Here is a 20994-nt window from a genome sequence, read left to right as displayed (position 1 = left end):
GCGAATGTGCCAGAGACGGGGTCATACAGTTCAGCTCTCGTCGGCGAGGTCTCAGAGCAGCCAGCGATGAGAACCTTGCCATTGTTAATTAAGCAACCACGCGGCTGCATTTTGACGCGGGGTGTTCATGTTCCCCGTCGGCGTAAAAGTACCGCTCGCAGGGTCAAAAATCTCCGCGCTGTTGAGAGAAATGCCGAAGCTGTCGCCTCCGATGACGAGCACTTGGCCGCTCGCGAGTCGCACCGCCGTGGCATTCTCACGTCCCTGATTGAGGCTTCCGGTGGGCGCGAATTGACCAAGCGCGCGATCATATATCTCTGCGCTCTGTAAAGCAGCGACGTGACCTGATTGCTGGACGCCGCCCGCCACCAGAACCTGCCCATTGGCCAGCAGTGTCGCCGTCTGGCCGAAGCGTGGCGTGGACATGCTGCCCGTCAGAGAAAAGGTCCCCGGCGTCTGAGACCAGGCGGGAGCAGCGAGCATCAAAAAGGAGGCAAACGTCACCTGCAAAGAGGCGACTAGTTTCAAGATATCCACGCATCGCTTGAAACAATTTGTCCGCATGATGACAAACGTAGCATCAATTACTGTTACAGCGCAAATATCGGCAACCGAGCAAGCCGTCCCTACCGTCGCGCGCGCAGAGCGTTAAGCGCTGATGCAAAAATTGTGAAACGTGGGCAGGCCGCCAGTTTGCAGCAACCGCCCACCGAGCAACTTCGTCACCGTCCGGGCGCGGTTGCCCGGTTGCGCACTGCCGGATTCATCCAGCTATCTCGGGGGCGCCGGGGCCGCGTTAAGGTGACAACGCTTCGCGACGCCGAGCGCGGGCCGGATCGTCCGCGACGGCGACGCCTGGCGGCTTGAAGTCTAGGCGGCCGCTTCGATTTCAGCCGGCCTGTCGGCCGCAGCCTTGCGGCTTGAACACTCGCGCCGTTGACGCCGGATATTTCGCCAGCATCGACGCCGGACGAATCGGGCGCGCCACGAGATTGCCTCCGCAATTCGGGCAGCGACCGCCCAGCCTGTTGTCCACGCAATCGCGGCAGAACGTGCACTCGAACGAGCAGATCATCGCGTCGGCCGCCGCCGGCGGCAAATCCCTGTTGCAACATTCGCAGTTTGGTCTGAGCTCGAGCATCTTCGCCTCACATTGAAATTCGCTTCGACGATTACTCAGAGGTTCCAACCTATCAAACGCTCCCGTGAGTCAGGAACACCAGCGTGTAGGCGATCTCGCTTCGACAATCATGCGTTTCAGTAGGTGCTGTTTGACTTAAGTTTGCCGCGATGGTTAGGAAAGCAAGCGTGGGTTTTCGGAAGGCGAGATCGATCTCGCTTCGCGATTCTGGAAGGGAGATATTTCGGAACTGGCCTGAGCGCAGCGGGGGAGATGCGAAAGCGGATGCGGCGGCCGAATCGGCCGCCGCACCCGCTTTGGGGCGAACGTCGTAGCGCATCGCGCGCGAGGCGATTAGACTGCCGCGAAAGCTCAGACGCAGGGAGGACGGCTCATTCCTGACTCCGATGACATGGCGGTGGCTCGCACGCTCGACGCCGCACGCGCGCTTGCTCCGAAAGTCCGCGCCGCGGCAGACGAAATCGAACAGGGACGCCGGCTGCCGCCGCATCTGGTGCGCGAGATGCAGCGCGCCGGGATGTTCCGGATGGCGATGCCGCGGGCGTGGGGCGGGCCGGAACTCGATTTTCTCACGCAGGTGCGCGTGATCGAGGAGTTGTCGATCGCCGACGGATCGACCGGCTGGTGCACGATGATCGGTATCGACGGCGGCTACATGACCGCATACATCGACCAGTCCGTGGCGCGCGAGATGTATCGCGACCTCGACGCGGTAACGGCGATCACATTTGCTCCACCGGGCAAGGCGGTGAAGACCAGGGATGGCTACATCGCGAACGGCCGATGGCCGTTTGGGAGCGGCTGTCAGCATGCAACCTGGCTCATCGGCCATTTTCTGATCTTCGAGGGCGATTCGCCGCGCCTGATGCCCAACGGCCTCCCCGAAACCCGTTTCGGTTTTCTGCCGACTGCGGAATGCGAGATTCTCGATACGTGGTACACCAACGGCCTCCGCGGAAGCGGCAGTCACGACTGGACGGTCAAGGATCGTTTCATCCCGGAGGAACGGACCTTCAACCTGGCCGCACCCACCATCTACCGGGAAGGCCCGCTCTATGCGTTGCCCAATTTGCTCATCTACAAGGTGTCTGGAGTGCACCTTGGAATCGCGCGCGGCGCGATAGAAGAATTCATCGCGATGGCCTCGAACAAGGCGCTGACTTTCAAATCTCCGGCGGCGGGCAAACCCGGGATGCTGCGCGAGGAGGCTTACGTTCAAAGCGCGGTGGCCCAGGCCGAGGCGCTGCTCAGTTCGGCGCGCGGCTTTGTCTACGAAGCGTTCGGCGACATGTGGAACACGATGGCAGCCGGCGACCCTCCGTCGCACAAGCAGCGCGCACGCGGCCGGCTCGCGATGGCGCATTCGAGCGCCGCATGCCTGCAGGCGGTCGAACTGCTGTACAAGGCCAACGGAGGATCGTCCGTTTATAGCGGCAATGCGTTCGATCGCCGTCTGCGCGATATGCAGACCGCCAATCAGCACACGGTCGTGTCGGTCAAGACCTGGGAGGTCGCCGGGCGCGTCCTGCTCGGACTGGAGCACAACTACGGCCTGCTGTTCTGACCCGGCTCTCCGCTCGTGGCGGATGACTTCCGCGCGAATTTTCGCTATTGCCGTCGCAGAGCGCCTGAACGCACTCCTCAAGGAGCGAACAGCCGATGGCCGAAACGGACAGCGCCCCAGCCGACCGCAGCCAGATTGCCTTTGCCCGATGGGACAGGCGGATGCGCGAGTCGCTTCGCCCGCTCGTCACCAAAAAGCTCATTGGCGAGCACAAACGCGACCCGGTCGGCATCCACAGCGACGCGCTGGACCGCGTGCTCAACTACTTTCGCCGCCCCAACCTGCTCGACCAGTTCGTAATCGTGTGCACGCGGCCGTTCAAACAATGGCGCGTCGCGCGGATGACTGGCGTTCCCGGCCAGGCGCCGGTCTTCGTCGACGAGCGCTCCTACAATTCGGAAGCCAAGGCGGCGCACGCCGTCTTCCTGATGCGCGTCGATCAGTTAATGCGCGACTAGCTATCCGCCCCCATCCGCGACCGAACGGAGACCACCGCCACATGGCAAACAAACACATCCACGGATACAGCGATCAGATCAGCGTCAAACCCGGCGAGCGCATCCGCTTCATGGTGAGCCTCGAAGGCGCCACGCGCTATCGCGCCGACATCGTGCGCCTAATCAACGGTGACGCCAATCCGGCCGGTCCGGGCCCCAAGGAAGAAGTGATCGCGACTCCCGTGAGCGGCCAATATCCGGGACGTTTCCAGCCGACCTACAGCGGCTCGCATATCGCGATCGACGATGCGGGCGCGCTCCTTAACGTCGGACACTCGATCTCGGTTCACGCCTTCATAATGCCGACCACGCCGGCGCGGCGCGCGCAGGGAATCGTGACGCGCTGGGATCCGGAGCGGCGCGCGGGGTGGGCGCTGGTCATCGATGAGCACGGACGGCTTGCAATATGGCTCGGCGACGGCGCCGGGCATCTCGTTCAAATCGCCGCGCCGGAGCCTTTGAGCGCGGGGCTCTGGTACTCCGCCGGCGCCAGCCACGACGGCGCGAGCGGACGCGCGATCCTGCACCTCGCGCCGGTACACAACGCAGTCAATTCGATCGTCGGGCGCATAGCTGTGCTGCCGCCTGCGCTGATGCACGCGGCGACCGCCGAGCAGGTAAACTTCCACTCGGAATCGGTGGCCGTGATCGCCGGATGGGCCGCGGGCAAGGCGGCTTCAGGAGCCCTCATTGTCGGCGGCCATTACAACGGCAAGATCGATCGGCCGCGCGTCTATGGCCATGCGCTCGGCGCGGGTCAATTCGACGAACTGGCCGCGGGTCGCGAGCCGGACAGCCGCGGCCTTGTCGCGCGATGGGACTTCGCCGACGGCATCGGCCTCGACGGCATCGCGACCGATCGCGTCACCGACGCCTCGGGCAACGATCTACACGGACGATGCGTCAACGCGCCGGCGCGCGCGATGACCGGACACAACTGGACCAGCCGCGAAGAGCATTTCATCCACGCGCCCGCCGAGTACGGCGCGATCCATTTCCACGACGACGACCTCGAGGACGCCGGCTGGGAGATGGACTTCGAGTTGGTAGTTCCGGATACGATGTGCTCCGACGTTTACGCGGCGCGGGTCAGCGCCGGCAACGCGGTCGATTACATCCCGTTCATCGTGCGCGCGCCGTCGAGCGGTCCCACCGCCAAGATCGCGTTCCTGGTTCCGACCGCTTCCTACCTCGCCTACTCAAACGAGCATTTGAGTTTCGGACAGGGCACCCAGGCGATCGTCGGCCACACGACGGTGCTGGGGCCCGAAGACATTTATCTCTATGAACATCCGGAGTTCGGGCTTTCGACCTACGATCATCATTCCGACGGCAGCGGCGTATGCTACGTCTCGCGGCTGCGCCCGATTCCCAACATGCGGCCGCATCATCGCTTCGGCGGAACTCTATGGGGGCTCGCGGCCGACCTTCACCTCGTCGACTGGCTGAACGCGAGGGGCTTTCGCTACGACGTCATCACCGACGAGGACCTGCATCGCGAGGGCGCCGCGCTGCTTCGCGGCTATAATGTGGTGCTCAGCGGCACCCATCCCGAATACTACTCGTCCGCGATGCTCGACGGGTTGGAAAACTATCTCATCACGGGCGGGCGACTGATGTATCTCGGCGGCAACGGTTTTTACTGGATCACGTCGTACCATCCCGGAAAGCCGTACCTGGTCGAGGTGCGCAAGGCGGAAGGCGGATCGGGCGCCTGGGAGGCGCAACCGGGCGAGTATTTTCACAGCACCACCGGAGAGCGCGGCGGCGTATGGCGCAGCCGCGCTCGCCCCCCGCAGAAGCTCGTTGGCGTCGGCTTCGCGGCGCAGGGCTTCGACCGTTCGTCGTATTTTCGGCGCATGCCCGACAGCACGCACTCCAACGCGAGCTTCATCTTCGAAGGCGTCGGCGAGGACGAACTGTTGGGCAACTTCGGCCTCGTCGGCGACGGCGCCGCCGGCCATGAGCTCGACCGCTACGATCGCGCGCTCGGCACGCCGCCCAACACGATGCTGCTCGCGAGTTCGGAAGGGCACAGCGACAACTATCTTCGCGTAGTCGAGGAGATCGCATTCAATTATCCGGGCACCGGCGGCAGGCAGGACTCGGGCGTGCGCGGCGATATCGTGTACTTCACCACCGCGGGCGGTGGCGCGGTTTTTTCCACGAGCTCGATCGCCTGGTGCGGAAGCCTCTCCCATAACAACTACGACAACAACGTCTCGCGCATCACGGGCAACGTGCTCGAACGCTTCGCCAGCGACGAGCAGCCGCCCGGCACTTGACGCGGGCCGAGGTGCGCGATGAGACGGCAGGTCGGCACCGTCGCCGAACTCTGGCGCTACCCCGTCAAGTCGATGGGCGGCGAGCACGTCAGCGAGATGTCGCTGACCGAGCGCGGTGCCGTCGGCGACCGGCTCTATGCGATGCGCGAGCTCAAGTACGGTTCGATCATGAGCGCGCGAATCTGGTCGGCGATGCTCCAGTTGCGGGCCGTATGCGAGCGCGAGCCGGCGGATAACGCGCCGGCGCGCGTGCGGATCGAGCTTCCCGACGGTAGCGTGGTTTATGCCGGAGATCCCGGCGTCAAAGAAACCCTCTCGGCGCTGTTCGGACATCCGGTGCGGCTGGATCGTCCGCGAGGCGACGCGCCGCTCACACCCGCCGAGATCGACGCGATAACCAGGGGCGACGCTTATCTGCCGCCGCGCGATCTCTACGACGAGGACGTGGTGCACGTGCTCGCGAGCGGCACGCTGGAGCATCTGCGCCGGCTCTATCCGTCTGACTTCGATCCGCGGCGTTTTCGTCCGAACATTTATGTCGACACTGGCGCTGCGGAGGAGGGCTTTGTCGAAGACGGATGGCTCGGCGGCGAACTCGAAGTCGGCGACGGCGGCGCCCGGATCGCCGCAATGCGCCCGGCGCTTCGCTGCGCGATGACCATCCATCCGCAGGACGAGCTGCCCGCGGACCCCGCGATCCTGCGCACCGCCGCGCAGCATCACGGCGCCTATGTCGGCGTCTTCGCCGCGGTCGGCGCGCCTGGACGCGTATGCGTCGGCGATCCGGTGTGGCTGGTGAGGAACTGACCGAGCGCGCTAGGTGCGCGAAGCGAAGCAATCCAGGCCGCCGGTGAACTCGGCCATCCGGAACACGTCAGGCAGGATCTTCTCGAGAAATTCGCGATCGATATCGACCCCGTTGGCGCGCAGAAAAGGCTCGGCCTCATCGACAATCATCTTCCAGTCGTCGAAAAGCCGCAGCCGTTTGAACACATCGTCGTGCGGGGTGGCGCCGAGCGCTTCGACCAGCAGGTCGGTGTAGTTGAGCACGCGGAAGCCGCCCTCGCTCTCGGCGCGCACGAACGCCGCGTGGCAATTGTGATAAAAAGTGACGAGTACGTCGGCGCCTGTCTCGCGCACGCGATCGACCAACCGCGCGTGTTCCTTTTTCATCATCTCCGGCGCCCGCGCGCATCCCGAGCCGCCGCAGGTGTACCCGGACTCGAGCACCGTGTCGACGAGCTCAAGTTTCGGAATCGCGGCGATCACGCGCGCCACGTTGGCGCCCAGGTCCTTAAGGCCCACGTGGGCATGCAACACCGCTTTAAGCGGCAGCGGGCGGACGAACCTCTGGCGCAACTGGTCGAGATGATCGGAAAGATAGGTGGTGAAATGGCCGAACTCGAAGCTCGTCGACTTAAACCCGGCCAGCGTCTCGCCGATATGCAGATTGCACGACGGGCACCAGCTCAGCACCTTGTCCGGGCTTAGCCCCTCGAAGCGGGTGAGCGTCGCGTTGATCATTCGCTCACCCTTGCCCAGCTCGCCCTCCCATTTCGACTGCACGATGCCGCAGCACGCCCCCGGCCCGCCGACGACTTCGTAGTCCGCCCCGAGCGCATCGAGCACGTACATCGCGTTGAACAGGAGATGAGGCGTGCGGAGCGCGTTGCATCCGAGATAGAAAACGATCTCCGCCTGCGCGCGGCGTGGCGGCGCGAGCACGCGTGCGAACTCCGCCGGCAACAACTGCATTCCCGCCATCAGCCGGATCGCGCGCGACATTTTGCGGAAAAGCTGCGGCGTCTGCGTGCGCTCACCCGCATCTATCGTGTTGGCCAGCACCAGCATCTTGCGTGGGTTGACGCCTTCCGGACACGCGGGAATGCACTCGCCGCATCCGTTGCACGCGTGCGCGAAGGTTGCCGAAGCGCCTGCGAGCGGCGCGCGATGAGCCAGAAAATCGACCACGCCCTGCGCAACGGCCTTGGAATCGTGATCCTTGAGGCCGGCATACGGAACGACCGGGCATACTTCGACGCACTTGCCGCACGCCGTGCATGCTCGCAGCACTTTGGCCGTTTCGGAATCGAAGTAGCTTGCAAGCGATTGCGCCTGGGCGGCCATCGAGGAACCCTTCGTCGGCTTGCGCCGGCTCACAACCCGAAGCTATTCCGCGGCGTGCGGCGATGTCAATTCGCACGCCGCAGAGCTTTAAGAAGAAGCTACTTTGTCGCGGTCACCGGTGCGTTTACTTCCAACTCGCGCGCCAACATCCGGCGGAACAGTGCACGCAGCATCCCCAGGATTTCGGTGCGCTCGGCGAAGTCTCGTGCCGACGGCGCATGCAAGGCCTCCTGCAATTCGACCAGTAATCCTTGCAGTTGCACATTGCGCGCGCTAAGCGCGGCGGGCGATGGATATTCCAGTTCCGCTCCGCTGCGGCGATCGAGCGCCGTCAGCATTTTTTGCCCGAGCAATTTCAGGCCGGCGTCATCCGATTTCGCACGATCCATCAGTGCCGAGACATGGCGGAGAGTCTCCTCGATATCCTTGTTGTCCGCGTAAAAGTACGGCCCCACCTTATCCCACGCCTGAGATGCTCTGCGGATGATGCTTATCGCAACCTGAATCTGGCGCCGCGTCGGCCCCGCCGGTATTTCCGGCAGCACCGCTTCGCGCAGGCTGGATGCAACTCCGGCCAGTAAGTCGCCGATCGATGGTTTGGTCACGGCTGATTCCCCGGCTCGTCCGCCGTTGCTCACGCAGGCAGCCAGTCCAGAAACTGCTGCAGGTAGGCGGTTATGGTCGAGGCGCGATCGGCGAGAAAAAGGTTTCGCGTTCGCCCGTCCATGAAAGAGCGCGCGCCGGTCAGCGAAATGATGCTGTGCTTCACCTCGCCGAGCAGCCGATAGAACAGGAGCGTCGCGGGATCGACCTGGATGCCGCTCAGTTCGGTGTAACGGCTGACAAATTCATCCAGCGGGAACGTCTGCGGGCCCCAGAGCGAACGGTAGGCCCACGCGATGTCCTCGACCGGGTCTCCGAGATGAACCATCTCCCAGTCCAGCATGGCGTTGATGCGATCTTCTTCGTACAAAACATTCCCCAGGCGGAAATCGCCATGTACTATACTGATTCTGCGCGTGATCGGCTGATGCTCCCTAAGCCAGACGAAGGCCGCGACCATCACCGGATGAGGCTCCATCCGATGTTTCAGAAACAGCGCCCGCCAATATGATACCTGCTGAGCCGCCGCGGTCTCAGGGGTCGCGAACGGCAAGAAATCCACACCCAGCTTGCGCCAATCGAGCGTATGCAGTCTGGCTGCGACCACTACCAATTGTTGTGCGATAGCGCGGCTCAGCGCGGCGCCCTCCGGTTTCAGCAGCGGCAGTAAGTCCGTCGTGCCTGCCACCTTTTCCATGATAAAGGATGGCCGCTCGAGCCAGATTCCCTCCTCATCGATCCAGAGCGCGCGAGCGACCGGAACTCCGCTGTCCCAAAGCGCGCGCACCGTCCGGAATTCGGGAGCGAGGTCAGTTTCAAGCTGTCCGGCCTCGGCCTTGCGCAGCATTACGCAGCCGACCTTCCGCTCTCCCTCGCCGCCGACCCATCGCGCCTCAAACTCCCACGTCTGACGGGCATTGCCTGCGGTAATGGGCGCAAGGTTAGCTATGTGGATGTCGCGCGCGCCATCCAGGCGCGCAGCAAGAAAAGCCTTCAACCTGCGCTCGAGGTCCTGAGCTGCCTCAGGCGGCGTAGCGTTCATTCAAGGAAACTCCAACCCGGGCGGCCGCGCGCGCAGGCGTTATAGGCCTCAGGCTCCAGCGGCTGCAGAATGCCGGTCGTGGTCTCGCCGTCGCAGGTGACTTCGCAATGATGCTCGTCGAGGCCCATCAGGCGGCGGCGAACTTCGGCCCTGGTCACATCGTAATGGTCGCCCTCGACCACATTGTCCCCGACGTACTGGCCCTGGTAGATATTCTTGTCGGTCGTGCCGCCGTACATTCCGCATCGCATATAAGCAGTCTGGTATTCCAGACGCCGATAGTGAACCTGCTTTACTTCGCCCGAATCCAGTGTGTAGTCAATAACGCCCTCGAGGAATATCTGAGTATCCGGCTCGAATCTAAGCCGCCGCATCGTCTTGACGATCCGGCCCATTGCGGGCCTGGGATCACCGAAGTTGTACAGAATCGTATTGCCCCAGATCGAGAAGGTCTTGAACGATACCCAGTTGCCGCCAATCCATCCCGCGTGCAGCTTGCGGCCGGGCTGGAGGTTGGGACCCCCTACGCCCCGGCCGACCCCCCAATGCCGGTCGCGGGTACCACCGCTGGTCTCCCGTGTGAGTTCGATCCGCTCGCTGCCGACTTTCACCCAGCCTTGTGCGACGCCGAAACCTTCGAACCCCGCCGTGATATCGGCGCGCCGGCCGCGCGGCGACCCTTCAGCCATCGAGCCGGACGAAGCGTTGTAGATCTGCCGCCTGGTGTCCTGCCACTGAAGGTCGTAGCTTATGCCCCATTCATTTTCGTCCAGCACGTATCGCCACGCGCGGAGCCCTTGGACGATCGCCGGTTTCAGCGGACCAATCTCCATGTTCATCCGGTCGGCGCCAAGTCGCCGAAATGCGCGTACCGAAGTATGCTGGCCTCTCAAGTTCACGATTGCGTAAGCCTCGGCCGTATCGAGATTAGGGTAGAAGCTGAGGCCTGTGACGAGCAGCAGCTCGCCCTTGTTATCGTGGCAGATGACCCAGAAGCGCTCGTAAATGCGCGGGTCGGTTGACCATACTATGCGAATCGGGTCGGGAGTCTGATGGATCATGTAGTCATCGATCGGAGCGAGCGGAAATTGCTCGTCGAAATGACTATCGCCGATGACCAGGCTATGCTTGGGCTCCTGCACGTCTGTCTTTCCTCGAAATCTTGACCGCTGTGGCGGCTGCGGCCGGCGCTTCAACGCGGAGTCTAGATGACCGCTGGCAAACGCTGCAAACGCTCCGCAATTGCCGTTGCCACCGCGTAGCCGGCTGTCATATAGATTAGGCTCGGTGGAGCGAGACGGCGCTCGAATCGTGGTCGCTCACGGGAGGGAACCGATGATCCAGGTAACCGAGCTGAGCTACATGGGAATCGGGGTGAGAAATCCCGAAGAATGGAAGACCTTCGCCGCCAGCCAGATCGGCATGGAGTTTGTCGAGGGCGAAGAGCGCGGCCGCTCCTATCTGCGGATGGACTACTGGCATCATCGCATCGTGCTCCATGCCGACGACAGCGACGACCTGATGTACCTCGGCTTTCGCGTCGCGGGTCCCGAAGAATTCCGGGCAATGCAACAGCAATTGTCGTCCGCCGGCATAAAATTCCGCGTCGGCTCCGAGGAAGAAGCGGGCGAGCGCCATGTCCTCGAAGTGATGAAGCTAAGCGACCCGGACGGCAATCCGATCGAAATCTTTCACGGCCCGCACATTCAGTTCAGCAAGCCGTTTCGTCCGGGGCGCGGGATGCACGGGAAATTCAAAACCGGTGACGGCGGGATAGGACATTGCATCATCCGCGAGCGAGACGTCCCGGCCGCGATCCGCTTTTACCAGGCGCTCGGAATGCGCGGCGGTGTCGAGTACAAGTTCCAGATGGGCAAGCATGTGGCCACCCCGGTCTTTATGCACTGCAACCAGCGCGATCATTCGGTGGCGTTTGGAATCGGCGGCGACAAAAAGCGCATCAACCACCTGATGATAGAAGTGGACAACCTCGACGACGTGGGCCTCACTTACGATCTGGTACGCAAACAAAAGCTGCCGATCAGGATCACTCCCGGCAAACACTCGAACGACCACATGTTCTCGTTTTACGTCGGCAATCCCTCTGGATGGATGTGGGAATATGGATGGGGCGCCAGGCCAGCAACGCATCAGTCGGAATACTACGCTGAGGACATGTACGGGCATGAGTTCGAGCCGGGCGCGTTCGATTGAATACCAATTCCGGCGAATATATAAAAAATCCCAGCATCCGCAGCTAGGGCGTAAATAGAGCCGCGGCAGGCCGAATCGGACCCCGGCGCGGAGGCACATCAACGCGCTCTCACCGGCCGCGCCCGGCTATCTGCCTCGCGCGTTGGCCGAAACAGCGGGGAATTGTTAAAGATTGTGACGCGGACGGGCGCGACCGTCGGGCGCCGACCGTCTAGCGATGGAGGTTTGAACAGATGGCAGGAGATTGTTCCGAGGAAATCACCCACCTGGCGGGGACTGACCTCGCAATCATCAAGGGCGGCCAGGGAAAGCCCCTGCTCGTCCTGCACGAAGAGATGGGGCATCCGGGATGGCTGAACTGGCACGCGGCTCTGGCCCGGGAACGCACCGTTCTGATTCCGATTCAGCCCGGTTTCGGCAAGTCGCGTCGCGTCGAGGCGATCCGCAACGTCCACGAGCTGGGACTCTTCTACTCATGGATGCTGCGCGACATGAATCTGGCGCAGGTTGACGTGATCGGATTCTCGCTCGGCGGATGGGTTGCGGCCGAGATGGCGGCGGCCAACCCGCGGCAGTTCCGCAAGATGGTTCTGGTAGCGCCGCTCGGGATAAAGCCTCCAGAGGGCGAAATTTTCGACATCTTCGTGGTCACCCAACGCACACCGCTCAACCTGAGCGTTTACGATCCGGAGAACACTCCTGAGTTCGCCGGGCTGTATGGGGGTCAGCGGACTCCGGAGCAGTTCGAGGCTTTCGAGGATGCACGCACCGAAATCGCGCGCATCGCCTGGGAGCCGATTCTTCATAATCAGAGCCTGCCGCACTTTTTGCAGGGCGTAAGCGGTCTGCCGACGCAGATCGTCTGGGGCCGCGAGGATGCGCTGGTGCCGGTGAGCGCCGCGCAAGCCTACAAAGAGGCGCTTTGCAATACCGAGACCCGGCTCAAGATTTTCGATCATTGCGGCCATCGTCCGGAAATCGAAAAGTCGGCGGAGTTCATCGCTCTGATCAAGGATTTCCTCGCCTGATACGGGCTATAGCGTGAGCTGAAGGAGACGAGCCATGCATATAATGTATTTCACCGAACGTCCTTACCGCGAAGTTCCCGAGGACGAAGTAATAAAGAACCGCAGCTTCTTCGGAGTTCCCAACCGCTTTTTCGATCGCGAGGTCGGCGCGCGGCTGTATAACGAATATCTGGATGAAGCCGTGTATGCCGAAGAAATGGGTTTCGACGGCATCATGCTGAACGAGCATCACGGCACTCCGTTCTGCATGGGCGCGGTGATGAACGTCGAGGCCGCGATCCTCGCACGAATCACCAAAAAAGTACGTATCGTGCTACTGGGTAATCCGCTGCCGACGCTGAAAAATCCGCTGCGGATGGCGGAAGAGCTGGCTGAAATCGATTTGATTTCTAGCGGACGCCTGGTACCCGGATGGGTTCGCGGCGCCGGTAGCGAGCAGATCTTCAACAATGCCAACCCGGCGTACAATCGCGAGCTTTTCAACGAGGCGCACGACGTCGTGATCGCGGCCTGGACGCGTCCCGGTCCGTTTCGATGGGAGGGCAAGCATTTCACGTACCGCTTCGTCAATCCATGGGCGCTGCCGTATCAAAAGCCGCATCCGCCGATATGGATTCCCGGCGTGATCAGCCCGGAGACTGTCATCTGGTGCGCGCAGCATCGCTATCCATACATCGGACTGGGTACCGCTCTGCAGTCCACTGTCGAATTGTGGAATCTCTATGGCGACACCGCGATGCGGGAAGGCTATACCGCTGGAAGTGAGAATTTCGGCTATCTGCAGCAGATCTTCGTGGCCGAGACCGAGGAGAAAGCGCAGGAACTGGGGCGCGCCGCGCTGTTCGGCGGCGGCGCCGCGAACTTCTCGCGGCCCGAGTGGACTTTGCCACCTGGCTACAACTCGAAGGAAGCCACCCGCCGCCTCGCGCGCCAGGCGAGTGATTACGGCTTTCTCGGCCTCACCAGCGAGAAGCTCCAGGAAAGCCGCGACGATCATCATGGCGGCGATCACCATGGCAAGGATACCCGCGGCAGACTGCGCCGCGGTGAGGTCGGTCTTGAAGAGGCGAAGCGCAAAATCTACGGCACGTACCAGAAAGCGCAGGACGGCCTGCAGATCATCATTGGCACTCCGAAGTCCGTGTTGCCCAAGCTGCGGCTGATCATGGAAGTCCTGCATCCGGGCATCTTCGGGCTGTTTCAGGCACAGGGGCCGCTCACGCTCGAACAGCGGATGACCAGCACGCGGCTATTGGGACAGGAGGTGCTCCCCGCGATGCGCGAGATCGCAAAGGAACTGGGTATCGTGGATCCATTCGAGCGCCAGCCCGGGTCGCGTCCACATATCACAGGCACCCAACGGGATTCGCTGGTCGATCTTGACGCGCTCAAGCGGGCGCCCAAACGGGACGAGTCGATACGCGTATAGCTATGGAGGACGAGTAGTGGAATTCGGAGTAACGGTAATAACTCATATCAGCAAATCGCCTGAGCAAATCCGGCTCGCAGAGGAACTCGGATATGATCGCGCGTGGGTGCCGGATTCGCAGATGATCTGGTCCGACTGCTACGCGACGATGGCGCTGGCGGCCGCGAGCACGAAGCGGATCAAGATCGGGACCGGCGTGGCGATCGCCGGCACGCGAATTGCGCCGGTGACCGCACATTCAATCGCGTCGATCAATCAGATCGCGCCGGGTCGCACGTTCCTCGGTATTGGCACCGGCCATACCGCGATGCGCGTGATGGGCCAGGATCCGATCGGAGTCAAGGACTTTCGCGAATACCTGCGCGTCACGCGCGAGCTGCTCGACGGCAAGGCCGTCGACTACACCTATCGCGGCAAGACGCGCGAGATAAAATTCCTACATCGCGACCGCTATTTCATCAATCTCGACAAACGTATCCCGATGTATATCGCGGCCAATGGTCCAAAGGCGTGCGAGGCGGCCGGCGCCTACGGGGACGGATGGACCACCATCGGCAGGACCACCGAGGACCTTGAATCGCGCCTATCGCACATTCGCGCCGGAGCGCAGGCGGTCGGACGCAAAGTAGGCTCTGACTTCCACGTCGTGCTCTTCACTTCGGCTTCGGTATTGAAACCCGGCGAACGGCTGACCAGCGAACGGGTCATCGATGAAACCGGACCCTGGGTAACCTGCGAACTGCACTTCTTTTACGAGATCTGGAAAAAAGAGAACAAAAACGATGCTCTCATCCCACCCTACTTCCGCGGCGTCTGGAGCGACTACGTAAAGCGCGTCGAAAGCTTCAGTCTGCCGGAAAATGCAAGGTTCCGTCAGATCCACGACGGCCATGCGACTTTCGTGCAGCCAGACGAGCGCCGCTACGTCACGCCCGACGCGATCAGGGCAACCGGACTGGTCGGCACGCCGGAAGAGATAATCGCGCAGATTCGCGATCTCGAAAAGATCGGAATCAAAGAGATTAACATCGTGCCCGGACCTGATTTCGCCGAAGGGCCGTTCCGCGACCTGGCGAAGCACGTTATTCCGGCTTTTCGATAGTCTTTGCTGGTGTAAAGACCCGGGCAAACGCGACTTCTTCCGTACAAGCCGCGCTTGTCCGGGTCGCGACCGGCCCGCACTTATTGCGAATACGTAACGAGGCATTCATGGATTTTGAACTTTCGAGCGCTCAGCGCGAAATCCGCGACGCGGTTTCAAGTCTGTGCGCCCGATTCGGTGACGAGTACTGGCGTCAGTGCGACGAGCGCAATGCGTATCCGGAAGAGTTCGTACGCACGCTCAGCGAGGCCGGATGGCTCGCCGCGTTGATCCCGCAAGAGTACGGCGGCGCCGGCCTCACCATGCTCGACGGTTCGATCATTCTCGAGGAGATAAACCATTCCGGCGGCAACGCCGCCGCCTGCCACGCCCAGATGTACACGATGGCGTCGGTGCTCAAGCATGGCAGCGAGGAACAGAAGCGCCGCTACCTGCCGCGCATCGCTTCCGGCGAACTGCGCCTGCAGGCGTTCGGCGTGACCGAACCCGACGCCGGCTCCGAAACGCCCAAGATCAAAACCTTCGCCCGGCGCACGGGCGACAACTATATAATCAACGGCGGCAAGATATTCACTTCGCGCTATCAGCATTCCGACATGCTATTGCTGCTGACGCGAACGACCGCTTTCGAAGACGTCAAGAAAAAGACCGACGGTATGAGCCTGTTTCTCGTCGATCTGCATCAGTACGGCAGCGCGATCAAGGCCGTGCCTATCCCCACCATGATCAACCACAGCACCAACCAGCTTTTCATCGACAATCTGACAGTACCGCGCGAAGCGCTAATCGGCGAGGAAGGCAAAGGCTTCAGCTATCTTCTGAGTTCGCTGAACGCCGAGCGTATCCTGGTCGCAAGCGAATCGATCGGCGACGGCCGTTGGTTCGTCGAGCATGCGGTCAACTACGCCAACGAACGCAAAGTTTTCGATCGCGCGATCGGCATGAACCAGGGCGTGCAGTTTCCGATCGCGAAGGCTCACGTCTCGGTCGAAGCGGCCTCGTTGATCCGGCTTAAGGCGGCGGCACTCTTCGACGCCAACAAACCGTGCGGCGGCGAGGCCAACATGGCGAAATACCTGGCGACGGAAGCCGCATGGGAGGCCGGCGAAGCGGCGTTGAATACGCTCGGCGGATACGGCTTTACCAAGGAATACCACGTCGAGCGCAAGTGGCGTGAGGCGCGCCTTTATCGGACCGCGCCGATCTCCAACAACCTGGTCCTGAGTTACGTGGCGGAGCATCTGCTCGGTCTGCCGAGGTCTTACTGAGTAATGAACTGCAAGGTCTCTCGCCTGCGGCGGGAGTGAAGACGGAGATGGCGGATGAAGATCGGAATTTTTGCGATGTTCTCGGAGAAGACGCTCGACCCCGTATCCGTCGCCCGCAAATGCGAGGAACTGGGTTTCGAATCGATCTGGGTGCCCGAACACGCGATCATCCCGGTGCATACGAAAGTACCCTACCCGGCGCTCGACGGTAAAATTCCCGACGTCTATACGCGCTTTCCCGACCCCTTCGTGCTGCTGGGCATGATCGCGTCGGTGACCCGCGCGCTCAGGCTCGGCACGGCGATATGCCTGGTGCCGGAGCGTCATCCGCTCGCGCTGGCGAAAGAAGTGGCAACTCTGGATTACTTCTCGGGCGGCCGCTTCATGTTCGGTGTCGGCGCCGGATGGCAGGCCGAGGAATCGCAGATTATGGGCGTCGACTTTCCCCGGCGTTGGCCGATCACGCGCGAGTACCTGCTCGCGATGAAAGAGCTATGGACCAGGCCGGAAGCGAGTTTCGACGGCCGCTTCCTCAAATTTCCTGCCGTGATATCCAACCCGAAGCCGGCACACAAACCCCATCCACCGATCTTCATCGGCGCGGGCGGACTCAACTGGAAACGCGAGCGTGCGATCAAGGACACGGTCGCGCTCGGCGACGGATGGATGCCCGTCGCGCTGCCGCCCAAGGATCTGGCGAGCGACCTTGCCGTGATGAAACGCCTGTGCGCCGAGGCAGGGCGGGACTTCAGCCGGCTCGAGATTTCGATGACCTTCCTCCAGCAGCCAGAGCTTCAGCCGCAGGACCCCAAACGCGCGTTGGCCGAGTACGCGGAAGCGGGCGCCCATCGGCTGATCCTGGCGCCCGTGCTCGACCGCAAGAACGCCGAGCGCACGCTCGAGCAAACGGCGAAAGACTACCTGCAATAACTCGTCGGGCAGACGCGAATCAGGGTAGAAACGCGGAAACCAGAGCCGAACCCGCCGGCCTGGCAGAACAATCCTGTTCCCGCGGAACGCGCGGTCGGAAACCCGTCGCGACAAGGCCTCCGGGACAAGATAGAATCTCCGGTCATGGGGCGCCGCCGCAGCGGCGAAAGGGGGTAGCGCGGGGATATTCGTGGACACCAGAGGGTCACAGCAAAAGGAACCGGCGCGCGCACTCCTCGGCGTTCGCGTCGGGACCGAGGCGATTTGCGAAATCCAAGACTTCGTGGCCACTTTCGCGGCCGAACAGGGTATCGCCTCGGAGGACAAGGCGCGAGTACTTATCCTGGTCGAAGAGTTGTTCACCAATCTGTCGCGATACGGATATCGCGATCGCTCCGAAGCGGTGGGCGAGGCAGAAGTAGTGCTCGAACTCGACGAAGATCGGTTGACGATCGAGTTCCGCGACGACGGTCAGGAGTTCAATCAGTTGGCCGGCCCGCCGCCCGAACCCGAGGAATCCGGCGACGACGAACTGGCGGGCGGCCTGGGCCTGCACATCGTGCGCGATCTTGCGGACGGCGCCGACTATAGACGGGCGAACGGGCGCAACGTGATTCGATTGAACCGGCGCGTCTCGCGGGTCAAAGTGTCGCGGCGCTGAGCGTCACGCAGCGGCGGACTCTTCTCGGTACAACCGACTATTGAGACTTGGCAGGCCCGCCTTGTTTCAGATTTTGGCCGCGGGACAACGCTCGCGCATCCAGGCCACGAACTTCTCCGGCGCCGCCATGGTCGAGAGGCGTCCCTGCCGCACCAGGGCCCAGTCGTTGAATTTTCCCGATTGCTTGATCTCCGCGAGCGTCGCCGGAGGGTCGATACGCCCGGCGAATTCCAGATCGACGACGGCCGACTTCGGGTTCTTCGGATCGTCGCGCGGCTCCGACGCCACGGTAGCGAATCCCACCACGCTCGAGACGCCGCCGCTGTGATAGATGAACACCCGGTCGCCGGGCCGCATCTCGCGGATCGCGCGGACCGCCTGCGGATTGGTCACGCCGTCCCACGCGGTGCGTTTCTCGCGCTCGAGGTCGTCGATCGAGTAAGTCCCCGGCTCGGTTTTGGCGAGAAAGTATTTCATGGGCGCGTCCTCTTAAGGCCAGCTCCGTCGTTCTCAAAGGTAGTTCGCAGCGAGCTATCGGTGGAACTATATTGGAGCGCGCGGATTCCGGCGGCAAACGGCCGGTGATCCTGAAGGCGCGCCCCCGCGAGAACCCCGATGCCGGAACTGCCCGACGTAACCGTATACGTGGAAGCGATACGGACGCGCGTCGTCGGCCACAAACTGATTCGCGCGATCGTAAAGTCGCCGTTTCTATTGCGCACGGCGGATCCTCCGCTCGGCGTGGCTCACGGCCGAACGGTCATCGACGTGCGGCGGATCGGCAAGCAAATCGCGATCGGCGTCGAGGGCGACCTGTGGCTCGCGATCCATCTCAAGATCGCGGGCCGGTTCCATTGGAGCGCCGACGCGCCGAAAATGGGCGGCAGGAACGTGCTCGCCGCGTTCCAGTTCGACAACGGATGGCTCTCGCTGACCGAAGCGGGCACGCAGCGCCGCGCTGCGCTCAACGTGGTCAGCGGCGAGACCGGGCTCAGGGCGCTTGACGCCGGCGGAATCGAACCGCTGGAGGCGAGCCGCGACGCATTCGCGGCGGCGCTGCGAAGCGCCAATCATACGCTCAAGCGCGCGCTCACCGACCCGCACATCCTGAGCGGCATCGGCAACTCGTATTCCGACGAGATACTACATCGCGCAGAGCTCTCGCCGATCGCGATGACGCAGAAGCTCACGCCGGAGGAGTTTGAACGGCTATACGAAGCGACCCGTGCGACACTCGTCGAATGGACGGAGCGCCTGCGCAGCGAAGCCAATGACGCATTTCCCGAGAAAGTAACCGCATTCCGGCCCGGGATGGCGGTCCATGGGCGCTATGGCAAGCCCTGTCCGCGATGTGGCGCAAAGGTCCAGCGGATACGTTATGCGAGCAACGAGACCAACTATTGCGCGCGATGCCAGACCGGCGGGCGTCTGCTCGCCGACCGCGCGTTCTCGCGCTTGCTGCACGACGACTGGCCGCGCACGCTCGAGGAATTGGAGGCGCTCAGGCAACGATAAGGGGGAAACGAGTTGACCGAAGGAGTTGCTGTCAACCCAAACCACTAGCGCATCGGATGGCGGTTCCACGATCTTATAACGGGAGAGCGATCACCAGCTTTCGCGCCGGATAGCTAGGATGGGTCACGGCTTCCGACGCGAGGCGGACCTGAGCCCGGAGGAACGCGAACGCGGCGAGGTGTGGCAACGAGGGCGCGACGAGCCCCGGCCCGACCAAAGGCAAACGAAGCGGCGTGACCCCCGAACCTTAGTGGCAGCTCAACTTCGCTTTGGGGCATCCAGCAAAACCGCTCGCGAAGGTAGCGGCTCATCCGGCGGCATCGAAGGCGAATAGCGCTTACCCGTGTAGTCCCGAAAAGAAGCATAGACCTGACGAATTTCTAGGGGCGATCCATCAATCTTTGGGTCTCCTGCAACATCGAATTGAATCCATCCGGTGCGCTTACCACCTTTGTCGATTGTTTCCTCGTCTATCGCTAAGTTCCTTCCTCGTAACGCGCTGTTAGAGCTCGGGCGTTGTCCTCTGTAAAAAAATCCCTCGGTGATACCTATTGAACGAGTGAGCATCCTTACGGACGCCTGCCATCCACCGAGGGCTGTGGCGCCACCTAGATTCCGAACCTCGAATCCGACCTGAACCAATGACGTAGCGGAATTCTTCGGGTTTGCGACGAACATAAATGGGGTTATTCCGAGAATGGGATTTTGCGCATCATTTAGTTGCCCGCGCAAAGCGGCGATTTCTGCCACGAGCCTCCCATTGCTGTCCTCGCCCTCAAGTCTAGCTATTGATCGCTGCACTGCGACTTTCTGATTTTCCTGCCGCATCTTAAGGTCTTCGATTAGAGCGTTCCGCTGTTCAATGGTCGCGTCCTTCATCCCAATTTTAGTCTCAAGGTCGCTAAAGCGTTCATTGTGCAAATAATTGAGAGTCTTCCAAACCACCACTACAACCGCACCCGTCACGAGGACGAGCACGACCGCGAGCTGCAACAAAGGCGGTAAGGATCGAAAGACAGGGATGGCCTTCGCGATATCGTCCGGCCCATCCGATAGGTCCATAGATGCCCCAAGCGCCTTGCGCGCCATGTTTGGGCGCGCGTCGTTTTAAGTTCGGCCTTGCTTATGCGGCCCAACGGGTTTCGATCACTCATCCGACCCGCGAAAGATCAGTGCAAACACAGTTCAGACCGGGCGGTCGGTCGTGCCGCGCAGCGCGGCGCGCGATAAGTGCCCATCAAATAAGCGTTTTCTGGGCTGCCGGGGGCGGGAGTCGAACCCGCACATCCTTTCGGATAGGGGATTTTAAGTCCGTCACCAAGCTCGACACGATCGGTCGCAATCGATCACAATCGAGCATATTCAAGCGTTATCCTACATCTCGCTCACCCTCATTAGGCCCCTTCAAACCCTTTCCGCTCGATAGAACAGCCAAAGTACAGCCAAAGTGCGGGGGCGATCCGGCACACGTAGAACGCCGTCGATCCAGCACCAAAATCCGCGTGCGAAAGTCCCTCTTGCGAATGCGAGAGAACCGTCTCGATCGCACGGGATCTCCGAATCTTTAGCGAGGTGTCCAATGAGCAGC

At 61.9% G+C, this 20994-nt stretch carries 19 protein-coding genes; 12 read left to right on the top strand and 7 right to left on the bottom strand.

Translation table 11 applies throughout. The features are described from left to right. Positions 1–84: 84 nt before the first annotated feature. Positions 85–528, bottom strand: a complete 444-nt coding sequence (locus VMI09_05100; GenBank protein HTQ24052.1) for a kelch repeat-containing protein — start codon at positions 526–528, stop codon at positions 85–87. Between the two features lie 1010 nt (positions 529–1538). On the opposite strand from VMI09_05100, the gene VMI09_05095 reads away from it, so the two are divergent. The 4 genes from VMI09_05095 to VMI09_05080 all read left to right on the top strand — a co-directional run bounded on the left by VMI09_05095 (position 1539) and on the right by VMI09_05080 (position 6294). Continuing rightward, positions 1539–2705, top strand: coding sequence for an acyl-CoA dehydrogenase family protein (locus VMI09_05095; protein ID HTQ24051.1), 1167 nt, complete (start codon positions 1539–1541; stop codon positions 2703–2705). A gap of 95 nt (positions 2706–2800) precedes the next feature. Further along, positions 2801–3163 (top strand): hypothetical protein, encoded by a 363-nt coding sequence (locus VMI09_05090; protein ID HTQ24050.1) that lies wholly within the window; start codon positions 2801–2803, stop codon positions 3161–3163. Between the two features lie 41 nt (positions 3164–3204). Continuing rightward, positions 3205–5487, top strand: coding sequence for a N,N-dimethylformamidase beta subunit family domain-containing protein (locus tag VMI09_05085; protein HTQ24049.1), 2283 nt, complete (start codon positions 3205–3207; stop codon positions 5485–5487). Positions 5488–5505: 18 nt separating this feature from the next. After that, positions 5506–6294, top strand: coding sequence for an MOSC N-terminal beta barrel domain-containing protein (locus VMI09_05080; GenBank protein HTQ24048.1), 789 nt, complete (start codon positions 5506–5508; stop codon positions 6292–6294). 9 nt (positions 6295–6303) lie between these two features. Here the strand turns inward: VMI09_05080 and VMI09_05075 are convergent, their stop codons facing one another. From VMI09_05075 to VMI09_05060, 4 genes are all read right to left on the bottom strand, one after another. After that, a complete protein-coding gene (locus VMI09_05075; GenBank protein ID HTQ24047.1) occupies positions 6304–7614 on the bottom strand; it encodes a (Fe-S)-binding protein in 1311 nt (436 codons plus the stop codon). 98 nt (positions 7615–7712) lie between these two features. Further along, the gene (locus tag VMI09_05070) at positions 7713–8219 is read right to left on the bottom strand and encodes a hypothetical protein (GenBank protein HTQ24046.1); all 507 of its coding nucleotides are present in this window, start codon (positions 8217–8219) and stop codon (positions 7713–7715) included. Between the two features lie 29 nt (positions 8220–8248). Then, positions 8249–9259: a phosphotransferase family protein gene (locus tag VMI09_05065; GenBank protein ID HTQ24045.1), complete on the bottom strand. Its 1011-nt coding sequence runs from the start codon at positions 9257–9259 to the stop codon at positions 8249–8251. Further along, positions 9256–10401: a hypothetical protein gene (locus tag VMI09_05060; GenBank protein ID HTQ24044.1), complete on the bottom strand. Its 1146-nt coding sequence runs from the start codon at positions 10399–10401 to the stop codon at positions 9256–9258. Before VMI09_05060 ends, VMI09_05065 begins: the two co-directional genes overlap by 4 nt. Positions 10402–10594: 193 nt before the next feature. Here VMI09_05060 and VMI09_05055 point away from each other — a divergent pair, with 193 nt between their 5' ends. The 7 genes from VMI09_05055 (at position 10595) to VMI09_05025 (ending at position 17891) form a co-directional block, all read left to right on the top strand. Next, entirely contained in the window at positions 10595–11473 is an 879-nt protein-coding gene (locus VMI09_05055; GenBank protein ID HTQ24043.1) for a VOC family protein, read from the top strand. Between the two features lie 233 nt (positions 11474–11706). Then, positions 11707–12501, top strand: coding sequence for an alpha/beta fold hydrolase (locus tag VMI09_05050; GenBank protein HTQ24042.1), 795 nt, complete (start codon positions 11707–11709; stop codon positions 12499–12501). Positions 12502–12544: 43 nt separating this feature from the next. After that, positions 12545–13930 carry an LLM class flavin-dependent oxidoreductase gene (locus VMI09_05045; protein ID HTQ24041.1) on the top strand — a complete coding sequence of 462 codons (1386 nt, stop codon included), beginning with the start codon at positions 12545–12547 and terminating at the stop codon, positions 13928–13930. A 16-nt stretch (positions 13931–13946) separates the two neighbouring features. Next, positions 13947–15032 (top strand): LLM class flavin-dependent oxidoreductase, encoded by a 1086-nt coding sequence (locus tag VMI09_05040; protein HTQ24040.1) that lies wholly within the window; start codon positions 13947–13949, stop codon positions 15030–15032. A 107-nt stretch (positions 15033–15139) separates the two neighbouring features. Next, positions 15140–16300 (top strand): acyl-CoA dehydrogenase family protein, encoded by a 1161-nt coding sequence (locus VMI09_05035; GenBank protein HTQ24039.1) that lies wholly within the window; start codon positions 15140–15142, stop codon positions 16298–16300. A 54-nt stretch (positions 16301–16354) separates the two neighbouring features. Continuing rightward, positions 16355–17230, top strand: a complete 876-nt coding sequence (locus VMI09_05030) for an LLM class F420-dependent oxidoreductase (GenBank protein ID HTQ24038.1) — start codon at positions 16355–16357, stop codon at positions 17228–17230. A gap of 190 nt (positions 17231–17420) precedes the next feature. Then, positions 17421–17891, top strand: coding sequence for an ATP-binding protein (locus VMI09_05025; GenBank protein HTQ24037.1), 471 nt, complete (start codon positions 17421–17423; stop codon positions 17889–17891). Positions 17892–17957: 66 nt separating this feature from the next. Here VMI09_05025 and VMI09_05020 read toward each other — a convergent pair whose 3' ends face one another. Continuing rightward, on the bottom strand, positions 17958–18368 hold the full coding sequence (locus VMI09_05020; protein HTQ24036.1) for an EVE domain-containing protein: 411 nt from the start codon (positions 18366–18368) through the stop codon (positions 17958–17960). A gap of 138 nt (positions 18369–18506) precedes the next feature. Between VMI09_05020 and VMI09_05015 the strand changes: the two genes are divergently transcribed. Next, a complete protein-coding gene (locus VMI09_05015; protein ID HTQ24035.1) occupies positions 18507–19406 on the top strand; it encodes a DNA-formamidopyrimidine glycosylase family protein in 900 nt (299 codons plus the stop codon). A 258-nt stretch (positions 19407–19664) separates the two neighbouring features. Here VMI09_05015 and VMI09_05010 read toward each other — a convergent pair whose 3' ends face one another. Continuing rightward, positions 19665–20495 (bottom strand): hypothetical protein, encoded by an 831-nt coding sequence (locus VMI09_05010; GenBank protein HTQ24034.1) that lies wholly within the window; start codon positions 20493–20495, stop codon positions 19665–19667. Between the last annotated feature and the right edge of the window lie 499 nt (positions 20496–20994).

The organism is Candidatus Binataceae bacterium (assembly GCA_035500095.1).
In the GTDB taxonomy this organism is placed as follows: domain Bacteria; phylum Desulfobacterota; class Binatia; order Binatales; family Binataceae; genus JAKAVN01.
This window is presented reverse-complemented; position numbering and strand designations above follow the sequence as displayed.

Coding starts and splice junctions, on each gene's coding strand:
- VMI09_05030 (HTQ24038.1), top strand. CDS start 16,355: ATGAAGATCGGAATTTTTGCGATGTTCTCGGAGAAGACGCTCGACCCC.
- VMI09_05035 (HTQ24039.1), top strand. CDS start 15,140: ATGGATTTTGAACTTTCGAGCGCTCAGCGCGAAATCCGCGACGCGGTT.
- VMI09_05055 (HTQ24043.1), top strand. CDS start 10,595: ATGATCCAGGTAACCGAGCTGAGCTACATGGGAATCGGGGTGAGAAAT.
- VMI09_05065 (HTQ24045.1), bottom strand. CDS start 9,259: ATGAACGCTACGCCGCCTGAGGCAGCTCAGGACCTCGAGCGCAGGTTG.
- VMI09_05085 (HTQ24049.1), top strand. CDS start 3,205: ATGGCAAACAAACACATCCACGGATACAGCGATCAGATCAGCGTCAAA.
- VMI09_05020 (HTQ24036.1), bottom strand. CDS start 18,368: ATGAAATACTTTCTCGCCAAAACCGAGCCGGGGACTTACTCGATCGAC.
- VMI09_05010 (HTQ24034.1), bottom strand. CDS start 20,495: ATGGCGCGCAAGGCGCTTGGGGCATCTATGGACCTATCGGATGGGCCG.
- VMI09_05050 (HTQ24042.1), top strand. CDS start 11,707: ATGGCAGGAGATTGTTCCGAGGAAATCACCCACCTGGCGGGGACTGAC.
- VMI09_05075 (HTQ24047.1), bottom strand. CDS start 7,614: ATGGCCGCCCAGGCGCAATCGCTTGCAAGCTACTTCGATTCCGAAACG.
- VMI09_05080 (HTQ24048.1), top strand. CDS start 5,506: ATGAGACGGCAGGTCGGCACCGTCGCCGAACTCTGGCGCTACCCCGTC.
- VMI09_05045 (HTQ24041.1), top strand. CDS start 12,545: ATGTATTTCACCGAACGTCCTTACCGCGAAGTTCCCGAGGACGAAGTA.
- VMI09_05015 (HTQ24035.1), top strand. CDS start 18,507: ATGCCGGAACTGCCCGACGTAACCGTATACGTGGAAGCGATACGGACG.
- VMI09_05090 (HTQ24050.1), top strand. CDS start 2,801: ATGGCCGAAACGGACAGCGCCCCAGCCGACCGCAGCCAGATTGCCTTT.